This window comes from Thalassospira mesophila (assembly GCF_002115755.1).
GTDB classification, from domain to species: domain Bacteria; phylum Pseudomonadota; class Alphaproteobacteria; order Rhodospirillales; family Thalassospiraceae; genus Thalassospira; species Thalassospira mesophila.
Window position 1 is genome coordinate 37,265 of sequence record NZ_JFKA01000006.1, and the last position, 25,047, is coordinate 62,311.

The 25,047-nt window shown below is 55.1% G+C and carries 1 protein-coding gene; it reads left to right on the forward strand.

Annotation, left to right across the window (positions count from 1 at the left end; translation table 11 throughout):
• The first annotated feature begins 560 nt into the window (after positions 1 to 560).
• Positions 561 to 25,010, forward strand: coding sequence for a filamentous hemagglutinin N-terminal domain-containing protein (locus TMES_RS14205; protein WP_085583676.1), 24,450 nt, complete (start codon positions 561 to 563; stop codon positions 25,008 to 25,010).
• Positions 25,011 to 25,047 lie beyond the last annotated feature (37 nt).

Genomic DNA, 25,047 nt, shown 5'->3' on the forward strand with positions numbered 1-25,047 from the left:
CGGTGCAAGGAAACATGCGTTAGTCTTTTGGTAACAAAGAACATAACGTGCCGTGCGCCGGGTAATGCACCTTGAAAATGTGGGGAAACCGGGAAGTTTTTCACAGTGTGTCCCAGGTGTTTTTCATTTTTTACGGGTCAGGCTATTATACATCTGATCAAAGGGGACTTGGGGAATGGTCTGTATTTTGCACCATCTGGTGAAGCAATACGGGCATGATAAATTGGGTGGTGACACCGGCAGAGCTGGAGAGTGGTGAGGACCACTGTTTGGCGGTAAATGCAGGTTGCAACATCATCACCTGAACCAAATCAATTCCTCGGATATTCACGATAACGCCTTTCGTCTCTGTGTCGAAGGGCATCTCAGGGTTTTATGGTCGCGCGTAAAAACAAGTCGGCAATCATGCCGGGAATGCAGAAAAATGTCTTTCCGGTGGGTACCGGAAGGCGGGATTTTGCTGTGTTGTTCGTTTTTGCATTCGGCCAGCCGCACGTTAATTACCAGTAACGAATTCCTTGTCACACGCGGGTTGTGGCAGGTATGGGGAGCATAACAAGATGTTAGCGGTCGTTCGGGACAACAAGCGTAAGGTGATTAAACGGGCCTTTGCCTATGCATTGAGCACAACAACCTTCCTTGTTCCCATTATGGCCAGCGCCGGGCCACAGATTGTGACCGATGGCCAGACCGCAACCAACCTGAATGTTCACGGGTCGGTAACCGATGTCACCACATCGACCATTCAGGGTAACAGTGCGTTAAACTCCTTTAGCAAATTTGATGTTTATCAGGGCAACACGGTTAACCTGTTTGTGCCAGGCGCGGCCGACCATTTGATCAATATGGTCAACGGCCCGCGAACCCATATCGACGGTATTCTCAATTCGATCAAAAATGGTCAGATCGGCGGTCAGGTTTACCTGCTAAACCCCAACGGTGTGGCGATTGGGGCGCAAGGCCAACTAAATGTTGGCAGCCTGACAATCATGGCGCCCACCGAAGAATTCAGCGGGGCGTTTTTTGATGGCCCGGGCCACGCCAATGAAGGGGCATTACAGCAGCTTTTGTCGGGAAAAGTGCCGCTGTCGGAAAACGGCTTGATCACCATTGACGGGTCGGTCCGGGCCACCCGCAAAGCGGCCCTGATTGCCAATGGCGTGCAGGTGGCGGGCAGCGTGGTAGTGGGCGCACAGGCCTTAAACCAGATTGCCTTTTCCGATGTTGTAAATGTTGATGGTCTTGATGCCGGGCAGCAGGCTGTTGTTGATGACAATGGCTATATCGAAATTAAAGGCGGGCTTTCGGGCGTTGATATTTCCGGGGTTTTGTCGGCCAACGGTGTCAATGGCAAAAACGCCGGCACCATTGACGTGCGTGCTACGGGCGATATTTCGGTGCGCGCCGGAGCGGGTATTTCTGCACACGGCATCGGGGCCAATTCGAATGGCGGCAAGATCACCGTTTTTGCCGATAATAATGCCAGCTTTGCCGCCGGTGCCCATATTGACATGTCGGGTGGCGAAATTTCGGGCGATGGCGGTTTTGCCGAGTTCTGCGCGTTAAACTCGGTTGCGCTAAACGGTGGAACTTTTGCCGGCGGTGCGGTGAATGGCACGGCCGGCACCGTTCTGATCGACCCGGATGACCTGACAATTTCGACCGATGTTACCCAGGCCGACGGCACCAATTATGTGTTTGAAGGGCGCGATACCATCACGCTTAAAACCGGTGTGACGGTTTCGACCAAAACAGTGGCGTCAAAGTCGGGCAATATCACTCTGACGGGTCGCAATATCGTGTTTGAAACCGGATCAGCACTGGATGCGGGTGATGGCGGTGAAGACCACGGGGCGGGTGACATCACCATCGGGGCTGCGGGTTCGACCAGCCATTCCATTTCCATGACCGGCGCCACCCTGACGGGGGCGAATGTTTCGATCACGGCCACCGCCATTGCCAATGACGGGGATATTGTCCTTAACCCGTTATCCGACGTTTCGGCAACCGTTACGCTGACCAACACCATTATCAATGCATCTGGCAATGTGACGGTTCTGGCCAAGGCCGAGCAAGGCCTGCCGACCATTACTTTGCGCCTGTTTGACGCCCGCAGTGCTACCGCCAGTCTGACCATGACCAACGGGTCAATCACGGCGGGTGGCAATATCAGCCTTGCGTCATCGACCAAAATAACCAGTGAAGTTATTGGGGCCTTGCTGGTCAGTCCGGTCAACGCATCGGTTGTGGTAACAGACAGCAAGGCGTCAACCTTGCTGACGGGAACGGCAACATTGGCAGCCGACGGTGATGTCGATGTGACGTCAACAGCCATTACCGATTCAACCGCCATTGCCAAATCGGTTTCTGCCATCGCCGGGATAACCACGGCGGTTTCAGTTGTTGATAACAGTGCGACAACCCGCCTTAAGGGCAGTGCAAAAATTACCAAGGCCGGTGCTGTTACCGTTAAGGCCACCGGGAAAACCCAGGTCGATACCATTGCCGATGCCGCCACCGTTGAAACTGGCGGTTCCGGGGCATCTATCGGGGTTGCCATTTCCGATGTCAGCGCCACTGCGATTGCGGAAATGAGCGAAGGTGCCGCTGTTTCGGGTGCCGCCAGCCTGACGGTTAATGCGCAAAATGTAACGACCCAGAACACGGCATCGCGCGCTGGTGTGGCCGATGGTGCAGGAACGGCATCAAGTCTGTTTAGCGATGCCCTGGGTGAGGCCGGGGTTGACGGCGGGGTCAAAAATGAATTGACCGCCCTCTTTGACGGCGTGCTGGGGAAGGTTGCTGATACCTTAAAGGACGATGATGAAAGCAGCGGTGGGGTACAGGTTGCCGGAGCAGTTTCTTATGCGTCGAGTAATTTTGACACCCGGGCCCTGATTTCATCCAATGCTGATAAAACGCTTTCCCTGACGGGCGCCTTGAACGTGAACGCCGAAGCCGTCGCCCGGACCAATACCATGGCCAGCGGCATAACCGCCGGGGGCAAGGCGGGGGGGGGTGCCGGTGTTTCTATCCAGACGGTTGATAACAAGCTGTTGGCAAGTATTGCGGCGGACGACGACAAACTTCTGACGATTGCTGCGAACGGCGTTGCGGTAAATGCCACAACCAAAAGTATTGATACCGCCATTACAGATCAGAACCAAAATGCGTTTGGTGTTCAGGCCTATGCCGGGCAGGAAGCCGATGATGTTGGTTTTGCCGGGGCGCTGGGCCTGTTGATTATGAATACCAACAGCTCGCTTGCTGAAATTGGCAATAATGTTGCGATAGATGGTAAAAATGGATCCATCACCATCAAGGCAACTGGTGGCGGCGATGCCGAAGTCATCGCCGATGGCTCGCCAGAAGATGACACCGTTATCGGCGCCTTGTTTGAGGCTTATGATACCTATACCGAAACCGAAGAAGACCAGAATGCGACGCCCAGTATTGGGGTTGGTGCGGCCATTGCCATTAATATCAATAACAGCACGGTTGATGCTGCTTTGCGCGGCGGGGCAACATTAACAAATGCATCCGGGCTGGATATTTCTGCGGTTTCCGGCGGGAAGGTCAGAACAGCCGCGAATTCCGCTGGTGCCGGTGGTATTGCCATTGTGCCAGTATTGGCTCTTTCTGTTGCCAACAATCATGTAACAGCGGGTATTGAATCCTCGGCCAGCGGCTTGACGCTGGCAGGCGGGGTATCGATCGATGCGCAACAGAATATGACAGTATTGTCGGTTGGCAAGGCCGCCGCCGGTGATGCCGACGATGCATCAAATGTCGCCATCGGCTTGACCGTCGGCATCAGCATTGTGAACGCCAGTTCCACGGCGTTACTGGACCGTGACCTGACGACCACCGGCAATTTAACCGTGTCGGCAGCATCGGTGCGCGATATTCGTACCGGTGCCGCCGCGGGAACCAATGCTACCCCCAAGGATACTGGCACCGAAGAGCAAAATGCCGATAGCAAAGCCAAAAGCGACGTCTTGGGCACGATCAAAAAGGCCGCGGCCTTTGGGAATTTATATTCCGGCAGTGGCGACAAGGTTGACGGCGATAAAACCGCGGCCAAGGCCAATGTTTCAGCCGATAAGGGCGATGGTGCCGACGATGGCGGCAAGGTGGCGGCTGCAGCTGCACTGGGCTTAACGGTTGCGGATACCGACACAAGTGCCGGTATTGCATCGTCGCGCACGGTTTCAGGCGCGAATATTAAAATAACCTCGGCGGATAACACCGATAGCCGAGCCGCCGCCGATGGTCGTGCAGCCGAGGCCGATACGAATATCGGGGCGGCTGTGGCGCTTAATATTGCCAGTGTCAGCAACACGGCAACCATTGGCACCAGTGCGACGGTGACGGGTACGGCCCTTACCCTGTCGGCATTGACCAGCAGCTTCACGGTACTTGATGCCGACGGCAACGCGGTTAAAGATGACGACGATAAAGACGTTATCGATGATGCCAATAAATATGAAACATCGGCGGTGGCTGGTGCCGGTGTTGGCAATCTGGCCATTGCCGGTGCGGTCGCGATTAGTCTGATTGATCAGACCACGACAGCCGAAATCGGTGCCGATGCAGATATTACCGTTGGTGCGGGTAATGCTTTGGTTTCGGCCGGGTCCAAACGTATTCTTGATAACCTGTCAACGGGGGTTGTTGGCGCTGCGACGCCAACGGTAGACGAATTTACCGACCGCTATACAACCCTGAACGGCATGACAACCCGCATTAACAGCAAGCTGACATCGCTGGGCGACAAGATTGAAGCCGCCAAGGCAGAAACAGGCGGTGGTTCTGGCGGAAGTGATGGCAGTGGCGGTTCTGGTAAGCTGGGCGTTGGGGCGTCTTTTGCCATTACGGTGGATAACACCGTGACACGGGCACGCATCAGCGATGGCGCAAAATTGACCACCACCAATGCCGGGGCTGTCAAGGTTAGCGCTGTTTCAGGGGTTAATCAGTCCACTCATGCCGAGGCAGCCAGTGCACCCTCGTCTGACGTGCTTGATATTTCGGACGAAAGCGAAACTTCGGCTTATTCGCTGGATGCGGCGGTGGCCATTGCGGTAAACAATGAAACCACCGAAAGCCGGATTGGCACCGATCAGGACACCCTGACATCGGATGGCGCTGTAAGCGTTACCGCACAATCAGATTCCGAAGTGCTGGTACAGGCAGACGGCGAAGCCGCAGGCGACAAGGCCGCTGCCGGGGCATCGCTGGCGCTGGGCCTTACCAACAGCACAACCAGCGCATCATTGGCGCGTTCGGTTGCGGCAAAAGGGGCGATTACGGTTTCGTCCGAAGCCCTTAGCAAGGACACAACGCTGGCACTGGCAACGGCGCGCGGAACCTTGCTGGAAAGCTATAAAAACAAGTTTGTCGGCGCGACCGATGAACTCCTGTTGGCAGGCAGTTTTGGCAATGAAGACGGCGGCGATAAAAAACCGCGCAGTGCCCAAACCCTGAGCGACCAGGCTTCATCGGGTAATAACAAAACCAGTTCGGTTGATGAAAGCGGCAAGAGCGATACCGGCAAAAGCGGCAAGTCAATCAGCATTGCTGCCGCTGTTGGTGTGGGCGTTAACAGCCGCAAAAGCATTGCCAGCGTTGATGACAGCACCTCAAGCGGGGCGTATAGCCTGTCATCGGGTGGGAATATTGACGTTACGGCAAAAAATGATGCCAACGCCCAAACGCAAGGCGTAGGTGCCGCTGTTTTGACCGACACCGCCATTGCAGTCGGCGTTGCTGTAGCGGCGACAGACCATGAAACCACCGCCAAACTGGGCGATTACACCAAAATCACCGCATCAACCGGCGTGAATGTTACAGCACAGGCCACGCAAAACCAGTCGTCCGATTTTGCCAATAAATTAATGGCCGAAGCCATTGCCGGGGCCGGTGCCAAAAAAACCGGCGTTGCCGGTGCGCTCAGTGTGATCAACACTGATAACGATACCGGTGCGTCTTTTGGTAAAAATGTTGATGTCACCTCAACCGGTGCCGTTAATATTACCTCGACCGAGAAAAACCACATCGTCGCCCGTGCCATTGCCGCCACCATCAGTGCCGGGGCCGAAGCAAAGGCCGGTGTTGGTGCCACCTTTGCCCTGATTAATGCAGGCAATACCAACAAGGCACTGGTCGATGAAGGGGCGAAAATCTCAACCACCGGCGATTTAACGGTTTCGGCCAAAAACCTGCGCCAGTCCGAAAGCAGTTTTGGCTTTGATGGCGATTATTCGCTGCTAAACCCGACATCGGTTTTCCAGACATCAAACTATTATACCGAAGCCCTCGCTGGTGCGGCGTCGACCGGTGATACCGCCCTTGCCGGGTCATTCTCGGTAACAGTAACGCAAAACGAAACCACCGCCAGCATTGCGGACACGGCAACGGCCAGCGCCAAAGACATTACGCTGGAAGCCGAAAACCGCCAGAACGCCCGCACCTTGGGCGGTGCGATTAGTGCGTCGAAGAAAACCGGGGTCGGCGTTACGCTTAATGCCATGGTTCTGGCCGACACGGTTTCGGCACAACTTGGCAAAACCGGCAGTGCGTCGGGCGCCAGCCTGACCGCAAGCGGCGATGTGGCCATCACCGCCAAGGCCGAACAGGACCTTGGATCAATACTGGTGGCGGGCGCCGTTGGCGGCAGCGGCACCGCCGTTAGCGGGTCGGTCGGGATTAATGTAATTGAAACCGAAGCCAACGCACTTGTTTCGTCACATTCAACCATTTCATCATCAGGCGGGGTTGGCATTGCCGCCACCAGCAAAACCGGCATTAGCAGCTTTGTTGGTGGATTGGCGGTTTCGGGGCAAACCGGCGTTGGCGCGGGGATTGCCACCAACCTTATCCTGGCTAAAACCCGTGCCGGTATTGGCGATAGCGCCGAAATAGACGCTGCTAATACCATTGCCGTAAATGCCGATGCCAGCGAGGATATCTCCGCCGCAACAGTCAGTGCTGCCCTATCAAGTGGTGGCACAACAGTGGCTGTTTCGCTTGGTGCCAATACGGTCAAAAGCGAAACCACCGCCAGTGTTGGCAATGATGCCAAACTAAATGATGAAAATTCTGCCGGGTCGCGCGGCATTTCGGTTACCGCAAAGGACAAAACCGATATTGGTAACATTATCGGTTCGGCGGCCTTTGGCACCGGCACCGGTGTGGGCGGTGTTCTTGCCAGCAATGCCATTGCCAAAACCACCAAGGCGGTTCTGAACGGCACCGCTACTGCCGATACCAATGTTAATGTAACGGCGACCAGCGAACAAAATATTACTGCTGTGTCTCTTGGCGTTGCTGTGGTGGGTGGTACGGCGATTACCGGGTCGGGCGCGCTGGCGCTGATTGATAACACCACCAGTGCTGTGATTGGCGAACTGGCCGAAAATGATGCCGATACGGTATCGCGGGCCACCATCATCAGTGATGGCAATGTGGCCATTCACGCCAGCGACGAAACCGATGCGCTGATTTTGACCGGTACGGGTGCTGGCGGTGGCGGCAATGCCGGGGGGGCGTCGCTTGGCGTTACAACCTTTATTGGTGAAACCACCGCCTATATTGGCCGTAATGCCAACGTTACGGCACGTGGTAATGCCACTGGCCTTGATGTGATGACAGGGGGGGCGACCCTTTCAAGTGCCCTGTTTAATGGCCTTTCGACGCTTGATACCGATAGTGCCGGGTCGAAATTGCAAACCACGTCGGATGATGCGCTGGCCTTAAAATCGTCCAGCATTGATGATTTAAAAGATGGCGCGTTTAAAAAGACATTGACGACCGAAACCCGGAAAGGGCTGTCGGTTACGGCCTATTCCGACCAGGATATTGCCAATATTGCGGCAACCGGGGCCGCTGGTGGCGGCACCGCAGTGGCTGGTGCGGTGGCCGTTGGTGTCGTTTCCGATACCACCAAGGCCTATATCGATGCAGGCGCCAAAATTAACCAGGCCACTGGTACCGCGGGCAATGCCCAGACGGTAACCGTGCAGGCACAGGGCGATACCCTGTCTATTGATGTAGCGGGTGGTGTTGCCGTTGGCGGTAGCAATGCGATTGGCGGCTCGATTGACAGCCTGACCCTGAGCAAAACCACCAGTGCTTATATCGGACAGAATGCGCTTGTCGATGCGACCAGTGATGTTACTGTTGCCGCCGATCAGGCGACCCATGCCATTTCTGTTGCCGCCAATATTGCCGCGGCGGGCAATGCCGGGGTCGGCGCATCGCTTTCCGTGCTGGTCGCCTCAAGCCTGACACAGGCCTATATTGACGGGGTTGTCACCACCAGCGGCGACATCACCCTTGCTGCCGATAGCGATACCACCTTCGTGCAGGTTGCCGGGCAAATCAGTGCCGGGGGCAGTGCCGGTGTTGGTGGGGCACTGGGTGTTTCCGTGCTGGATAACGTCACCAAGGCCTATATTGACAGCGATGGTGAAACCAATGCCAAAGGCAAAACCACCATTTCGGCCAGTGGCAAGGAACAGGAATATGCCGCTGTTGTCGCCGGGGCCGGTGGCGGTAGTGCGGGTGTGGCCGGGTCGGTACGGGTGGGTGTGCATACGTCCACAACACAGGCCTATGTCGCAGGCAAGGTTAACCAGAATGCCGATTATTCGCTAAGCGGGCAAAATGTGGATATCGATGCCGACAGCTTTGTGCGCGTGGTAAGCGTTACCGGCGGGCTTGGCGGTGGCGGTGTGGCCGGTATCGGGGCCGCGGCCGATGTTATTGTTTTGCGCAATAATTCAAATGCCTTTGTTTCGGGCGGCAGCCTTGTTTCCGCCCATGATGACATTTCAATTTCCGCCACGTCGGAAAAACAGTTGTTGCAGCTGGGCGTGGCCGGGGCCGCAGGCGGGCAGGTCGGTGTTGCCGGGGCGCTAACCGTGGCCTTTGTCGGCGGCATTATTGATGATGACGCCAAATCCCGTCTTTCCAGCAATGATGACGATAATAGCGGCGATACATGGTCGGCTGCCGACGCCGCCACCAACAAAAACCTGATCGGCAATGCCCTGGGCGACCGCGATGAAGCCACCGCCGCGAATAATGCCGCCAGTGCACAACGCAGTAAAAACCAGATCACGGATGATTTTAACGCCACCGCCGAGGCATCACGCAACGATACCAAGGCCTTTGTCGGGCAGGGCGCAACGCTGATTGCGGGGCAGGATGTATCCATTACATCGTCTGATACATCAAAAGTCATTGCCGGGACGCTTGCCGTTGCAGGCAGTGGCGGTGTGTCGGTGGGCGGTGGCATTACCATCACCACGGTCGATAGTTCGGCCCAGTCCTATATTGGCAACCTGGCTTCGGTCGATGCCACGCGTGCCATTTCCATTCAAGCGGCAAGCCACGATAGCGTTATCAATGCTGCCGCTGCGGGCGGCGGGGCGCTTTATACTGCCATTAACGGCTCGGTTGCGATTACCACTTTGCTGTCCGATGCAACGGCTTATATCGGGGATAATGCCAAGGTAAACCAGGACGAAGACGTTACCGATGGTGCCAGCCAGGATGTTGTGATTGATGCCAAAAGCGACAGCAATGTCGTAACCGTCAGTGGTGCGGCCGGTGGGGCGATTGTTGGCATTGGCGCGGCGGCCAACGTTACAACAATAGCCAAGCAAACCAACGCCTGGATCGGCAAAAATGCCAAGGTCGATGCCGCGCGCAACATTACCCTTGATGCCAGCTCGGACGATAATCTTGTTGCGGTAACTGTCAGCGTGCAAGGCGGCCTTGTGGGTGCGGGTGGTACAGCGGCGATTAATACGATTGTATCAGATACCGCGGCCAGGGTTCTCGAAGGTGCCGCCATTAACGCCACGCGCAGCATGCGGGTACAGGCCCTGAATGATGCTGAGCTTGACGATATTTCAACATCGGTTGCGGTTGGCGGGGCTGCCCTGGGCGGGGTTGTTTCGGTTAATACCGTTTCTGCCACAACCGAGGCCACGATTGCTGACGGCGCAAAGCTGAATATTCTGGGCAATGGCAGCGGCATTAGCATTGCGGCCGACGGCGGATCGCGCAGCGACAGCACAGAAACCGCACTGGCCAAAACCACCCAAACCAATGACGATGACAGCACCCTGACGGTATCAAAGGTTGATGTTGACCGTTCAACCCTGACGCGAAATTCCAAAACCATCACCGGCCTGGCCGTTGTTGCCCGGTCCGATCAGGATGTGACTGCCCTTCCGATCAGCGCCGGAGCAAGTGCGGCGGGGGCCTTGTCGGGTGTTGCAACGGTTAATGTTATTGCCGGGTCAACATTGGCGCAAATTGGCACCGGTGCGGTGATCAATGCTGTTAATGCCGGTGCGTCCGATAATCAGGATGTGCTGGTTGCTGCCTATGATAGTACCGATCTTTCAACGGTGCCGGTTACGGTTGCCGTTACCGGGACTGGCCCGGCGGTAAGTGCTGCGACCGCGACCAATGTTATTGCCAAAACCCTGTCGGCCAAAATGGGCGGCACGGTGTCGGCCAAAGACGACATTACGGTTTCTGCCATTTCGGATCAGGATCTTGGCAGTGTTTCGGCAAATGGCGCGGCAGGTGCCTTGGCAGGGCACAATGTGTCGCTGGGGGTGGATGTTGTCGATAATACGGTTCTTGCCGAATTGTCCGATAGTGCCATTGTGACATCGGGCGATGATCTTGCCATTCATGCCAAGGAAAATACCGATTTTAGCCAAATCATTGGTTCGGCATCGGTTGGTGGTGTTACGGCGGCGGGCGGTGCTATCGGGGTTGCGGTATCGTCGTCCGACGTAACAGCCCGGATCGGCAAAAACGCCGTTACCAACGCCGATGGCACCACATCGGTTATCGCTGATTCCACCGAGAACATGACCCAGTACACTGTTGCCGGGGGCGCGTCGGTCGGGTTGGCGTTGCAAGGTGCGATTAGTGTGCGGACCGCCACGGTTAAAACACTGGCGGAAATTGGCGATGGTGCCAAAATTAACCAGGCCAGCGGTACAGCCGATGATGATCAGGCGGTGCTGGTTTCCGCCACCAACAGCCTTACCGTTGGCGGTGCCACCGGTGCAGGTGCCGTTGGCGGTGTTGCCGGTGTTGGCTTTGGCATGGACATTGCCGTTGCCCGCAATTCAACGGCGGCCCGTATTGGGCAAAATACGCTGGTGTCGGCCAAGGATGATGTGTCGGTTGCGGCACATGCGCAAAAAGATATTTCTGCCACCGGGATTGCCGGTGCAGGCGGGCTGGGGGCAGGTGTTGCCGGGTCTGTTGCCATTGCCATATTGGGCGGCGATGCCGACAGCCGGGGGACCGACCAGCTGACGTCGGATAACGGCAGCATCACCGATCAGGTCAATAGCGAAGCGGGAACCGATCGCAGTGCCGATCTTACCAGTTCGGATGCTGGTAATCTGGCACATTCCAAGGCAGGCGACGCCAACAGCGATCGCACCACGGCAAAATCGAAAACCCAAAACGTGATGGACCCGCTGGATTCCAGCAATGGCACATTCGATGATGGCGTTTCGGCCGTTATCGACCAGAACGCGACGATCAAGGCGGGCGGCAATATTAATGTGACTGCCAAGGATGAAAGCCGTGTTCGGGCCTTCGCCGGTGGTGCCGCTGCTGGTACCGTGGGTGTTGGCGGTTGGGTGGCGGTTGCCAGCATGGGCACAACGTCGCAGGCTTTGATTGGCCAAAACGCCAATCTTGATGCCGGCGATACGATTACCATTTCGTCCGACCTGCTTGATAAAACCGACCGATCCAAGGCCGAGGCCTATGGCGCGTCGGCCGGTGCGGTTGGCGTTGCGGCGACAATTGCAGTGCTGGATCGCTCAACCACCACCCAGTCGTTGATCGGTAGCGGGGCGAATATTTTTGCCGATAACGCTGTGTCGATCACGGCCAAAAATAGCTCGGGCGGGGAAACCCGGGCCATTGCCGGGGCGGCCGGGTTTGCGGCGGCGGGTATTTCGGTTGCGGTTACCAGTTCAGACGATGATGTAACATCCGAAATTGGCAGCAATGCCAAGGTCGGCAAAAAAGACGATCCTGCCGGGTCCATCACGGTTTCGGCCACCAATGGCGGTAGCTTTGATGCCTATTCTGTTGGTGCGTCACTTGGGCTTGCGGGCTCGGGTGCCGGCGCCGATGCCACTGTTGATCTTGACGGCGATACAACAGCAAAAATTGGCACGGGTGCCACACTTTACAGTGACGGCGATGTTGTTATTGCCGCCAGCGATGAACCCCATGCCACGTCACAGGCGATTGGTGCGTCGCTCAGTGCGGGTTACAGCCTGGGTGTTTCGCTGTCGCAGGCATTGGTGGACCGCAATGTTGAGGCCCTGGTGGGCGATAATGCCAGTGTGACTGGCGATACCATCACCCTTGATGCCAAATTGCTTAAAGGCCAATCCAATAACGCCGATGCCAAAGCCATTGCCGGAAGTGGCGGGTTGCTGGTCGGCGCGGCGGGCTCGTCGGCTGTTACCACGCTTGCCGGGGATGTCAGTGCATCGACCGGTAATAACGTCAAACTGTTGGGCATCGAACGTACCCAAACCGATGAAAACAACATTACGACCGTGGTTGCCGATCACGGTATTTCGTTAAGTGCGCGTAACGAAGCCGCTGCCGAAGGGCGGGCGATTGGCGTTACTGCCGGTGCCATTGCGCTGGGCGCACACAGCGCGGTTGTTGATGTCACAACAACCAGCAAGGCGTTGTTGGGTGCTGGTACAAATGCCATCACGATGGCCGATTTGTCGATTACGGCTGTTGGCGCGGAACATGCCTATGGTGATACCATTTCGGGTGCGGGCGGCGTGGGTGTTGTGCAAGCAGGCCTGACCAAGGTGGACCTTGACAGTACGGTCAAGGCAGGCACGCTTGATAGTGCAGGCCTGACAACGTTAAGTGCGGATGGCACAACCACCATCAGCGCCACAGCAAGTGGCAAATATGACGGTAAAATTGATACGACCGGTGCCGCCCTGGCACAGGCCGCCGCCGGGGCGCTGGTGGTGAATGGTACCAGCAATGTCTGGGCCGGGTTTGGGGCAAAAACCGGCCTTCGTACCCATCAATTGTCGCTTCTGGCCTTAAACGAACTCAGCAAGGATCTGGTTTCGGACGCCAACTTTAAAACCAGCCAGGGCGGCGGGTTTAACATGGCGGTGGGTGTTTCCAGCGGCACCATGAATGCCAGCACCAATATTTCAGTTGGGGCCAATTCAGATGTTTATGTTTTTGGAACGTCGCAAAATCAAGGTACAGCAGCGGTTCTGGCAAAAACCAATGTGACGGTCGATGATGAAACCAGTTTTGATAGTGGCGGTTTGATCAGCGCCCCTGTCGCGACCACAATTCAAACTGCCAACCTTGCCAGCAATGTGACGCTGGGCGATAACGCATCCCTGCAAACGCAGGCCGGTGACCTTAGTGTTGCGGCACGCAGCGATGCGAAAATGAGTGCGCGTGCCCGTTCCGTTACTTATGGTTTTGCCGGGGCGGCCGGCGGTGTTTCCAAGGCATCGGTTACGGCTAATGATGCGGTTGTCGTTGGATCAGACACCAATCTTGTTGGTGTGGGTGATGTTGAAATTTACGCTGGCGCCGATGCAACCGGTCTGGGCATTCTTGAAGCCAAGGCCGATACCCGTCTGTTTAACAAAACCGCAATTTCCATTCCGACCCCACCAACCGCCGATGCTTCGGCGATCCATAACAGCAAAGTCACCATCGGCACCGGCAGCCTTGTCGCGTCGGCCAAGGATTTAAACATTCAGGCCACCGAAGGCCATTTGTTCGCCAATGGTGTGGGCCGCGCAACCGACCTTGCCAAAAAGGCGCTGGAAGCCATCGGCAGTGTTTTTGGTTCCGATACCGAAGGGTCACTTGAAGTTGTTGGTGGCACCAGTAAAAACGAAGGTGTGGGTGGTATCAAGGTTGATGGCGAATTACGAACTGGTATTCGCAACAAGCGTTACATCACTTTTGGTACCGATTTCAGTTCGTATGTCGCCGATGCTAACGGCAATATGGTTCACTATTACCCCAGTTACGATACCGATAATGATCGCTGGGTACTGGCCGCAGAAGACCCCGATAATCCCGGGGTGCCCAAAATCATCAAGGTCTTTACACCCGATGAAATTAGCGAAGGCATGGGCTTTAGCATTCTTGCAGCCCAGAATTTGGGCCAAAGCCTGCAAACCGAAGTTGCCCGTCTGGAAAACGTGCTGTTGCGTTATGGCAGTTCCAGTGATGACAACAGTGTGCAGATCAAGTCTGATATTGAAAGCCGCCTGACCATTTTGCGCGCCGCCATTGCCAGCCGCAAATCAGACGCCTATGTCGACGTGGTCCAGATTGATCCGACAGAAGCCGCCACCGGCAACGTTAAACTGTATTCCGATTACGTTGTTGGCTCGGGTAAAATCAATAGCCCCGGCGATGCAGAAATCAAGATCATAAATAATTCGCCGATGCCGATCCGCATCACCGAAATGACCATTCCCGATGAACTGGGCGGGAAAATCCTGTTTAACGGGCAGTCGGTATTAACCGCGACTGATATTAATGCACGTAACACCGATGCCGATGGTACGGCGACGATGGAAATGGTCAGTTCCGTTTCCTCGGCCGACCCGCAGATCATTATTGAAAATAACTTCGATCCTGCTTCCGGGGTTTATAATCCCGGCAACAAGCTCGATATTGCGGCACCAGATGTTATCCTTGCCGGGCAAATCAACAATATCAATGGCTTGATCAAGGTCACCAGTGATAAGGGCTCAATCTATTCGATTGCCAGCATGCGGGGGGAAACTGTTGAAATTTCGACAGGCGGCGACTTCGTTTTTGACTCGCCCGAAACCCTTCTCAATATCGGTGCCCATCCTGATGCCGGGTTTGCATCGCTTGTTAACCTGTATGAAAGCGGCGCGGCGACCAGTGGTTCGGCGGATAATGTCACCCAGGCCGTCGATGACAGCAGTTCGACCATTGCCGCAAACAATGTCTTTATTAATGCTGATACCATTAACATCAATGGTGTGATCCAGTCTGGCATCGCCGACAAGTCGATCACCATCAACCAGTCCGACGTTGACGCGGCCTATGCGGCAGGTAACACCAGCGGTGCACGTTATGTTGAAGTCAAAAATGTCGGCATTGTCATGGACGAAGGCCGGGTCGGTGTTGGCGGTATCAAGGCCGAACTTGACCGGGTTACCGGTGAAATCCGCATTCTTGATGCCAAGGTTGAAGGTGGCACGGTGCTGCTAAGTGGCCGTCTGGTTTCGACCGGGAATGGCAAAATCAACGTGATCGATGGCTATGGCCGCATCAAAATCAACAATGACAGTACCAGTACCGTGCTGCTTGATGATGTTGATACCGGGGGCATCGAAGGCCAGATTACGCTGATTGATAAAAGCAAGAATAATGGCACCGGGCGTGCGCTTATCACGCGTTATGAACGCATTGGCGACAGCCTGAACGTTTATAGCAATGCTGGCACCGATAGCTCGCAAGCAACCAAATTAGTGTCCTCAACTGACGGGCGCACATCCACCTATGCCATGCAAGATGACATGCGCTATTACTGGATGGCAGGTGAATCAACAACCACCCAGACGGAAAACCAGTACAGCAAACAGCAGAAAAGTCTGTTTGGCTTTATTCCCATTTCCGAGCGTTCATTTTCCAGCGACAACCTTGTTTCGGGCTATCCAAAATCAAAGGAACTCAGCGCAGAGGATTTGCCAGAAGGCGATTACGTTGCCCAGCATGGCGATCTTGCTGACTACACCTTTAATTCCGCCGATGAAGTAACCTCGAACAAACAAATTTACCAGGGCGATTCCGAACGCAGTTGGGGCAGTGATTGTGCGTGGTTTGTTTGCTTCTCGCGCACATATGAATTCAAGCGCACAACCATTACCGAAACCGGCACCAATACCTATTATTACCATTCGGTCGCAGCCGACAAACCAATCGATATTTCGTTTATCGGCTATGATAACGGCAAGGTCGATGTCACCTCTAATGGCAGTATTGCCCTTGGGGGCAGCCTGCAAAACGTGGGCGGCGTCACCAATCTGACCTCGACGAATGGTGACATTTACAGTAACGGCGGCGCTGTTCAGTCTGGCAATCTGGCACTTTCGGCGGTTAACGGGTCGGTTGGACGGGCTGATAGTTATCTTAATCTGGTGCAAAAATCGGGCGACCTGGTTTCGGTTACCTCGGGCAAAAACATCTATCTCGATGCCCCAGGCGGCAGTCTGGTGCTGAGTAACCTGACGGCGGGCAGTGGCTCCATCGGGCTGCGGGCTGATTTTGATATTATCACGTCGGGCAGTGGTGTGATTAAGGGCCGCGATATTGAACTGATTGCGCGGAATGGTAAAATCGGCACCAGCGATGGGGTTCTGAAAGTTGATACCAATGCCGCAAGTGGCGGCAAATTGACCGCCAAGGCGGCCCGCGGCGATATCAATGTTGAAGAAGTCAGCGGTGATTTGATCGTCAACCGTATTGAAACCGTCGGCGATGTGTCGATCAAGGTTTCAGATGGCAATTTGATCGATGGTAATGTCGACGAAACCGAAGACACCGACACCACCGACCAGTTGCTGGCCCTGTTTGACAGTCTGGATCTGACCGGGACGGATGCCGATGCCAAAAAGGACGCACAGGTCAAGGCCTATGAAGGGGAACAGGAATCGCTCTATGACGATTATTTCACCCTTCGCAACCTGCACAAGGACGGCGATGGCAACTATGTCGCCGATGCCATTGATGCCGATTACACCTATGTCGTTAGCGATAGCGAACGCACCAGCCTGACCGATGCCGGGCTCGATAGCGATGCCATCCAGTCTTATGCTGATCGTCAAACCGAACGCTATCGTTCGGCCTACGACAAGTTTGGCGATGTAACCTATAACGCCGACTACAGCTATACGGCCACCAGCGACGAAATTGCCGCAGTAACCGATGGTTATAAATGGACCCAAAAAGAACTGACCAATCTGTTGCCATCCTTTGCGTTCAAGGAAACGACAGATACGACGACAGTTGTTGAAACGGCTAATGTCTCGGCGCGGAATGTGACGATTGATGTGAAGGGCAATATGGGCAGCCATAATGGCGATATTGTTCTGGATCTGACCAAATCAAACGACCTGACCGACGATGTTAAAGTGGCAATGGCCGCAGCCGAACGCGATGACATTATCCGCGATGATAGCAAACACACCCTGACGATCGTTCAGCGCGAAGATTTCGACATTGACGCCACGGGCACCACAACGATCAAGGCCGGGGGCGATCTGTTCCTGGGATCGGAAAATGATCTCAATGTGTTTAATGCGTCGGGTAAGGAAATCCGCGTTAAAATTGGGGGTAGCATCAGCGATGGCCGTGACGGCAACGGGGCGAACTTTGAAGGCAACCGCATGATCTTTGAAGCAGGGGACGGCCATATTGGTACGGAATCTGCCCCGATCATGATTAACCAGGCCGATGGCAGCCTGCTTACCGCCCGTGCCGCCGACGACATTTACATGCACGAAATCAGCGGCAATATTTATGTGGATGGTTTGTTCTCCAGCCACGATGTCAATTTGTCGGCTGATAATGGCAGCATCCTTGATGGTGCCAACGATGCCATTGCCGATATTGTTGCGCAGTCGATTACCCTTTATGCTTCCGCGGGCATTGGCAGCAGTGCCGATGGCGGTGCGCTCGATATCGGGATCAGCAGTGCCGATGGCAGCCTGGTGCTGACCACTCTTGATGGCGGGGCATATCTGTCCGGCCCGGGGCGGTTTGTGGCCCTCGGCGCGGTCGATGTGAACGGCGTTTTGAACCTTAATGCTGATAACGGCATTACTTTACGTTCCACCGTTAATAGTAACGGCAATGCGCAAACCTATCAGTCAGCCAGCGATATTGTCATGCTGGCGGCCAGCAGCATTTCATCGGGCGGTGGCGCTGTTTCCATCACGGCCACCACAAGTGATATTACCCAGGCCGACGGTGCCAAAATCAATGCCGGTTCTGGCGCCATCAGCCTGAAAGCTGCCGGTGACATTACCGTGGCGTCGCTGGCGACCAGCAACGCCAGCACCCGTGCCATAGCCGTTGATGCAGATGGTCAGATTATCGATGGTGGTGACACCGATGACGACATTACCAGCAGCAACGAAAATGGTGTTGTCAGCCTGGCAGCGGATGACGGCATTGGCCGTGCCAACGCACTTGATACCGATGTGGCCCGGCTGAGCCTTGCTAACAGCGAGAGCGGCAAAATCCGCATTGCGGAAAAAGACAACCTTGTTCTGCAAACCGTGGCAATTGGCAGTGCGACCGACACGACAATCGTTACCCAGGGCGATCTTGGCCTCGCATCAGGCGGCACGCTTCAGACCAACGGCCTGCTGTTCCTGACTGCCGAAAATGGCGGGTCGCTGGCAATTGACGGGGCGTTAACCTCTTCCGCCGCGTCGGCCACTCTGGTTGCCGATAAAAACATCACATCGGGTGCGGTTGGTGTCATCACCATGTCTGACAACGGCGATTTGTCGCTGATAGCGGCAAAAGCGGGCGTTAATGGCGGCTATATCCGCCAGACAGACGGCGCCACAATTAATGTCGGCACCGGTAAGGCAACTCTGGTGGCCGATGGTGATATCGGTCTGGCCAATCTTGTTTCCAATAACGCAACAGCAGATGCCATTCGCCTTACCTCGACCCATGGCGGCATCACCGATAGCGGTGACACCGATATTGATATTGTTGCCAATGGCGTTGGTGCTGGTGTTACCATCAACAGTGCTACCGGTATTGGGGCGGATAACGCGATAGAAACAAATCTGGCCTCCGTCACGGCCACCAACACCACCAGTGGTGCGGTGGCACTAAACGAAGCCGATACGTTTAACGTCACCAAAATTGCCCAGCAGGCCAGCAATGGCGCCGTTACGCTTGTGGGCGGCACTGGCCTTGTTATTACCGATATTACCGCACCAGGTGCGGTCACGCTTAAAACAACCGCCGGCGACATTACCGATGGCGGGACCAACAGCATTACCGCCGCGACGCTAAACCTTGATGCGGGCGGCAATGCCAACCTTGTCACCACGGTTTCTACGCTGGATAATGCCACTATCCACAATGGCAAACTGACCCTTGCCAACAGCCAAAATCTTGCCATCAACCGTGTGTCGCAATTAACCTCTGATACATCAAAATCCGGCATCGATATTGACGTTGCAGGCAGCATCTCGGTTGCTAATGCCAAGGGCGGTATTTCCGCCACCGTTGGCAATATCGACCTTAACGCCACCACGGCAGATGGCACCATCACCGTTGCCGATGCCATTACCACCAATAATGGCAATATTGTTTTGCAGGCTGCCAAGGGCATTGCCTTGAACGATGCTTTGTCTGATGTGACTTCGCAAAACTCCGGCAAGGTTTCCCTCACGGCACTGGATGGTAATATTACCCAAGCCGATGGCTCCACCATTGACGGTGGCAGCGGCCTTGTTGACCTTACGGCATCTGACAGCCTGACACTTGATCAGGTTGCAACCACAGGTGCGAATATTGCGATTACGGCGCAAACGGGCTCGGTGACGGCGAAAGACTTCATCACGACCAATGCGGGCACAATCGACGTTACTGCGGCGCAGAACATCACGTTTGACAACAGTGACGCCGACGTTACCGCGACGGGCTCCGGTGCCGTTACCGTTATCGCCACCGCAGGCGCTATCGAGCAAAAAGATGGCGCGACCATTGATGGCGGCAGTGATCAGGTCACCTTGACGGCAGGCACAAACCTGACCCTTGATCAGGTCCAATCCACGGGTGCCAATATTGCGATTACGGCCCAAAATGGCTCGGTGATCGCAAACGATTTCATCACCACCCGCGGGGCGAAGATCGATATCACCGCAGCCCAAAACGTGACGTTTGCCAATGGCGAGGCTGATGTAACCTCGACGGGCTCTGGCGCCGTTACGGTCGTTGCCACGGCAGGTACTATTGAACAAAAAGATGGTTCTACGATTGATGGTGGCACGGCAAATGTTGCGCTGACCGCCGGGCAAAGCCTGATTTTGGATCAGGTCAGGACCAGCAATGCCGATATTACGATTAACGCCCAGGGCGATGTGATTGACGGCTATGATTTCATCCAGACCGAAAATGGTAAAATCTCCATGACGGCGGCCGGGAAAATCACGCTCCATAACAGCGATACCGACATTGTTTCGACCGGAAGCGGCGACATCGCAATCACGTCGCTCGGTGATAACATCATGCAATATGATGGCATGATTGACGGCGGTACAGGCAAGATAACCTTGCTGGCCAATCAGGCCTTGTCGCTTAATGAAGTTAAAACCCGCAATGCCGACATTGCCATTACCGCGCAAACCAATGCGATTGGCCTCAACAATGTCGTTAGCACCGATGGCGGCAACATCGTCATTACGGCTGCCAATTCAGTAAACCTGTTTAACGGCAATGCCGATGTTACCTCGGCCAATGGCGGGGCTGTCACTATTACCGCAACCTCGGGCAACATCTTGCAAAAAGACGGCTCGCAGATTGATGGCGGTACCGGTGCCGTTACCCTGTTTGCGGGTGGTGATGTTACGCTGGATCAGGTGCAAACCAGTGGTGCAGCCATTAAGGTAACGGCCGATGGCGGTTATCTGGAAGCAGATGATTTCATTAAAACAGACGGTGCCGACATTACGCTTGTCGCGGAAAAAAATGTCTATCTGTATAAGGCTGAAACAGACATTACCTCGTCGGGTGCCGGGGCAATATCGATCAATTCGCGCAGTGGTTCGCTAACGCAGACCAACGGCAGCACCATTGACGGCGGTACCGGCACTGTTAGTCTGTCGGCAGACCAGACCGTGACCCTCGATCAGGTCAAAACAACCGGTGCTGCAATTGATATTGTCTCGCGGTCGGCGTCTGTCACCGCCAGAGATTTCATCAGCACCAATGCCGCCGGGATCGCTATAACTGCGGCACAGAATGTGGCCTTTGATACCGAAGAAGCTGACGTTACCTCGACCGGTACCGGTGCGGTCACGATCATTGCCGCGGCGGGCAACATTACGCAGGCCGATGGTTCGACCATTGATGGTGGCAGTGACAAAGTCACGCTAACCGCAGGTGACAGCCTCACATTCGATCAGGTTCAGACATCTGGTGCCGATATCGCGATTACCGCGCAGACCGGCTCGGTCATGGCGAAAGACTTCATCACGACCAGTAACGCTAATATTGGCGTTATCGCTGCTCGGAACGTGACACTGTTCAATGATGAAGCCGATGTGACCTCGGCGGGTTCAGGTGATGTCACCATCACCGCCACGGCAGGCGACCTTTATCAGGAAAACGACAGCACGATTGATGGCGGCACGGGTAAAATCACGCTGACAGCGGGTAAAAAGATCACGCTTGATCAGGTTAAGACCACTACCTCCGCAATCAGGATTGCGGCTCAGGGCGGCGATGTTGTTGCCAATGACTTCATTAAAACCACCGATGCCGCTATCGACATCACGGGCGACAACAATGTGTCTTTCACCAACGAATTGTCGGACGTAACCTCGACGGGCACCGGTGCAGTCACAATCATTGCTACCAAAGACAACATCACGCAGGCCGACGGCTCGACCATTGATGGTGGCAGTGACAAAGTAACGCTGACGGCGGGCGACAGCCTGACACTTGATCAGGTTCAGACAGCAGGTGCCGATATTGCGATCACCGCGCAAGCTGGCTCGGTCATGGCGAAAGACTTCATCACGACCAGTGCAGCCAAAATCGACATCACGGCAGCCCGGAACGTTGCCTTTGATAACGATGAAGCCGATGTCACCTCGAGTGGTTCAGGTGATGTCACCATCACCGCCACGGCAGGCGATCTTTATCAGGAAAACGACAGCACGATTGATGGCGGCACGGGTAAAGTCTCTCTGACAGCGGGCAAGAAAGTCACGCTTGATCAGGTTAAGACCACTACCTCCGCAATCAGGATTGCGGCTCAGGGCGGCGATGTTGTTGCCAATGACTTCATTAAAACCACCGATGCCGCTATCGACATCACGGGCGACAACAATGTGTCTTTCACCAACGAATTGTCGGACGTAACCTCGACGGGCACCGGTGCAGTCACAATCATTGCTACCAAAGACAACATCACGCAGGCCGATGGCTCGACCATCGATGGTGGCAGCGATAAAGTCACGCTGACGGCGGGCGATAGCCTGACACTTGATCAGGTTCAGACGGTGGGTGCCGATATCGCGATTACCGCGCAGACCGGCTCGGTTATGGCGAAGGATTTCGTTACCACCAGCAACGCTAATATCGGCATATCAGCGGCTCAGAATGTCACGCTGTTCAATGATGAAGCCGATGTGACCTCGACAGGTTCGGGTGATGTGACCATCACCGCGACGGCAGGTGACCTGTATCAGGAAAACGACAGCACGATTGACGGCGGGACGGGTAAAGTCTCTCTGACAGCGGGCAAAAAAGTCACGCTTGATCAGGTTAAGACCACTACCTCCGCAATCAGGATTGCGGCTCAGGGCGGCGATGTTGTTGCCAATGACTTCATCAAAACAACTGATGCCGCTATCGACATCACTGGTGACAACAATGTGTCCTTTACCAACGAACTGTCGGACGTAACCTCGACGGGCACCGGTGCGGTCACCGTCGTCGCCACTAAGGACAGCATTACCCAAGCCGATGGCTCGACCATCGACGGTGGCAGTGACAAAGTAACGCTGACGGCGGGCGACAGCCTGACACTTGATCAGGTTCAGACGGTGGGTGCCGATATCGCGATTACCGCGCAGACCGGCTCGGTGACGGCAAAAGACTTCATCACGACCAGTAACGCTAATATTGGCGTTATCGCTGCTCGGAACGTGACACTGTTCAATGATGAAGCCGATGTGACCTCGGCGGGTTCAGGTGATGTGACCATCACCGCGACGGCAGGTGACCTGTATCAGGAAAACGACAGCACGATTGACGGCGGCACGGGTAAGGTGACGTTGCTGGCGGGCAATGATGTGACGCTTGATCAGGTTAAAACCACGGCGGCAGACATTGCGATTACCGCGCAGAACGGCTCGGTACTGGCAAATGATTTTATTCGCACCAAGGACGGTTCGATTGCGATCCTTGCCAATAAAGATGTGACGCTGAACAAGCCTGAATCAGATGTCATTTCCGAAGCATCGGGCAGCATCGACATCACGGCGACCACCGGCAAGATTGTTCAAAATGACGGGTCGGAAATTGATGGCGGTGATGGTCGGGTTTCGCTGACAGCAGCGCAAGATATGCGCATTGCCACCTTGCGCACGGGGGCTGGAACCAGCGGGGTTGCCTATGATGGTGTAACCCGCATGATCGGTGTTTCGCTGCGTTCGGTTTCGGGCACCATTTCGCTAGGTGAAATCAGTGCGACCAACCATATTGATATCGTTGCCGGAAACTCGATTGTCGAAGCGAATGCCTTTGTTGATCATGGCAACGGCATGGTGCAATTGTCCACGGCAGTTTTGAAAGGCGATAGCGTCGGGATTGTTGCCGAAGGCGGGACCATCGGCACATCTGCCAGCGACCGGTTTGAAGTTGAAACAACGGCGCAAGATGGTAGCGAAATTAGCCTTAATCGTGATCAGTTCCTAACCAAGCGGCGGTACACAACCCTTCAGGCCCGCGATGGCATTTACATGGCCGAAGTTAGCGGTGATTTGAGTGCTGACCGTGTGATTGCCGGAACAGCAAAAGGCGGGAAAAACGATGCTGCGGAAATTGCCCTTGCCATTCGGAATGGCAGCAGCGACATCGGCACCATTTCGGCACCGGAAAAAATAGATATCCGTGCCAGCGGACAGGACATTCAGATTGAAGACCTGACATCACGTAATGCCAATCTTTATGTCGAAGGCAGCGACGGGCGGTTAGATATTGAAAAGGGCCGCCTGGGGGCAAGCACGGTGATGGAAGCCCAGCATATTTCCCTGACCAAGCTGGAAAACTATGTTGATAGCCTGCAATTGCTGATGAAGGTGACCGGCTTGAATGGCAGCCTGTCGAAAACGGTAAATGCCAATATTACCGCACCTAAAAAAGTTCAGTTTGATCTGTTGCGCACCAACACGGCTGTGTTTGATATCAAATCGCTTCAAACCCGGATCACCAGCGGCCAGATTACCAATGAAATGATCATGACCTTGCCGGTGGCTAAAATGCTGATGGACAATGTGACCCAGAAAATCCGCTTGGGGTATCAACTGCAACTGTTTGACAATAATACCTATTTTAATGATCTGGCCTTTGATCAGTCTGATTTCAAATTGCCGGTTGATACCCGGATCGTGACGATGGACGATTCCATCCTGCACGGTCCGCTTGTGATTGACGATCCGGAAGACCGGATTGGCCGGATTACCGCAACCACCCCCACCGAAACACCGCAAGTGAACACGGTGGCAAATGTGCCGGTTCAGCCCACGGGGACGACCGCGGGTGCCACGGGAATGGTGGCGTTGGCGGCGGGTAATGTTGTCGGGCTTGGCCGCCCGGCGCAGGGCGCGGCTGAGGGCAACGCGGTTATTGGCACATCGGGGAATGGCGGGACCAACGCGACGGGCTTTGCTGCGGCCAGTTTCCAACCCAGTATCACGGTGGAGCGCTCGACCGTCACGCCGTCACCCCGTCCCGTTACACCGGCAACGGCCAGTGGCATTGCGCCGGGCGCGACAACACCAGCACCAGCGCCACAACAAAGTCAGCCCGTCTCAGGTAATTCTGGATCGAATGGCATAGCCGTGGACAGTACAGGCCCGACCGGATCTGATACCATTCCTGGAACCGGTTCGGACGAGCAGGATCAGTAAAAATCGAAGACAATCAGTGGGGCGGCAATGAAGGTTG

Excerpts from the sequence above, each read along its gene's own strand:
- TMES_RS14205 (WP_085583676.1), top strand. The coding sequence starts at position 561 with ATGTTAGCGGTCGTTCGGGACAACAAGCGTAAGGTGATTAAACGGGCC.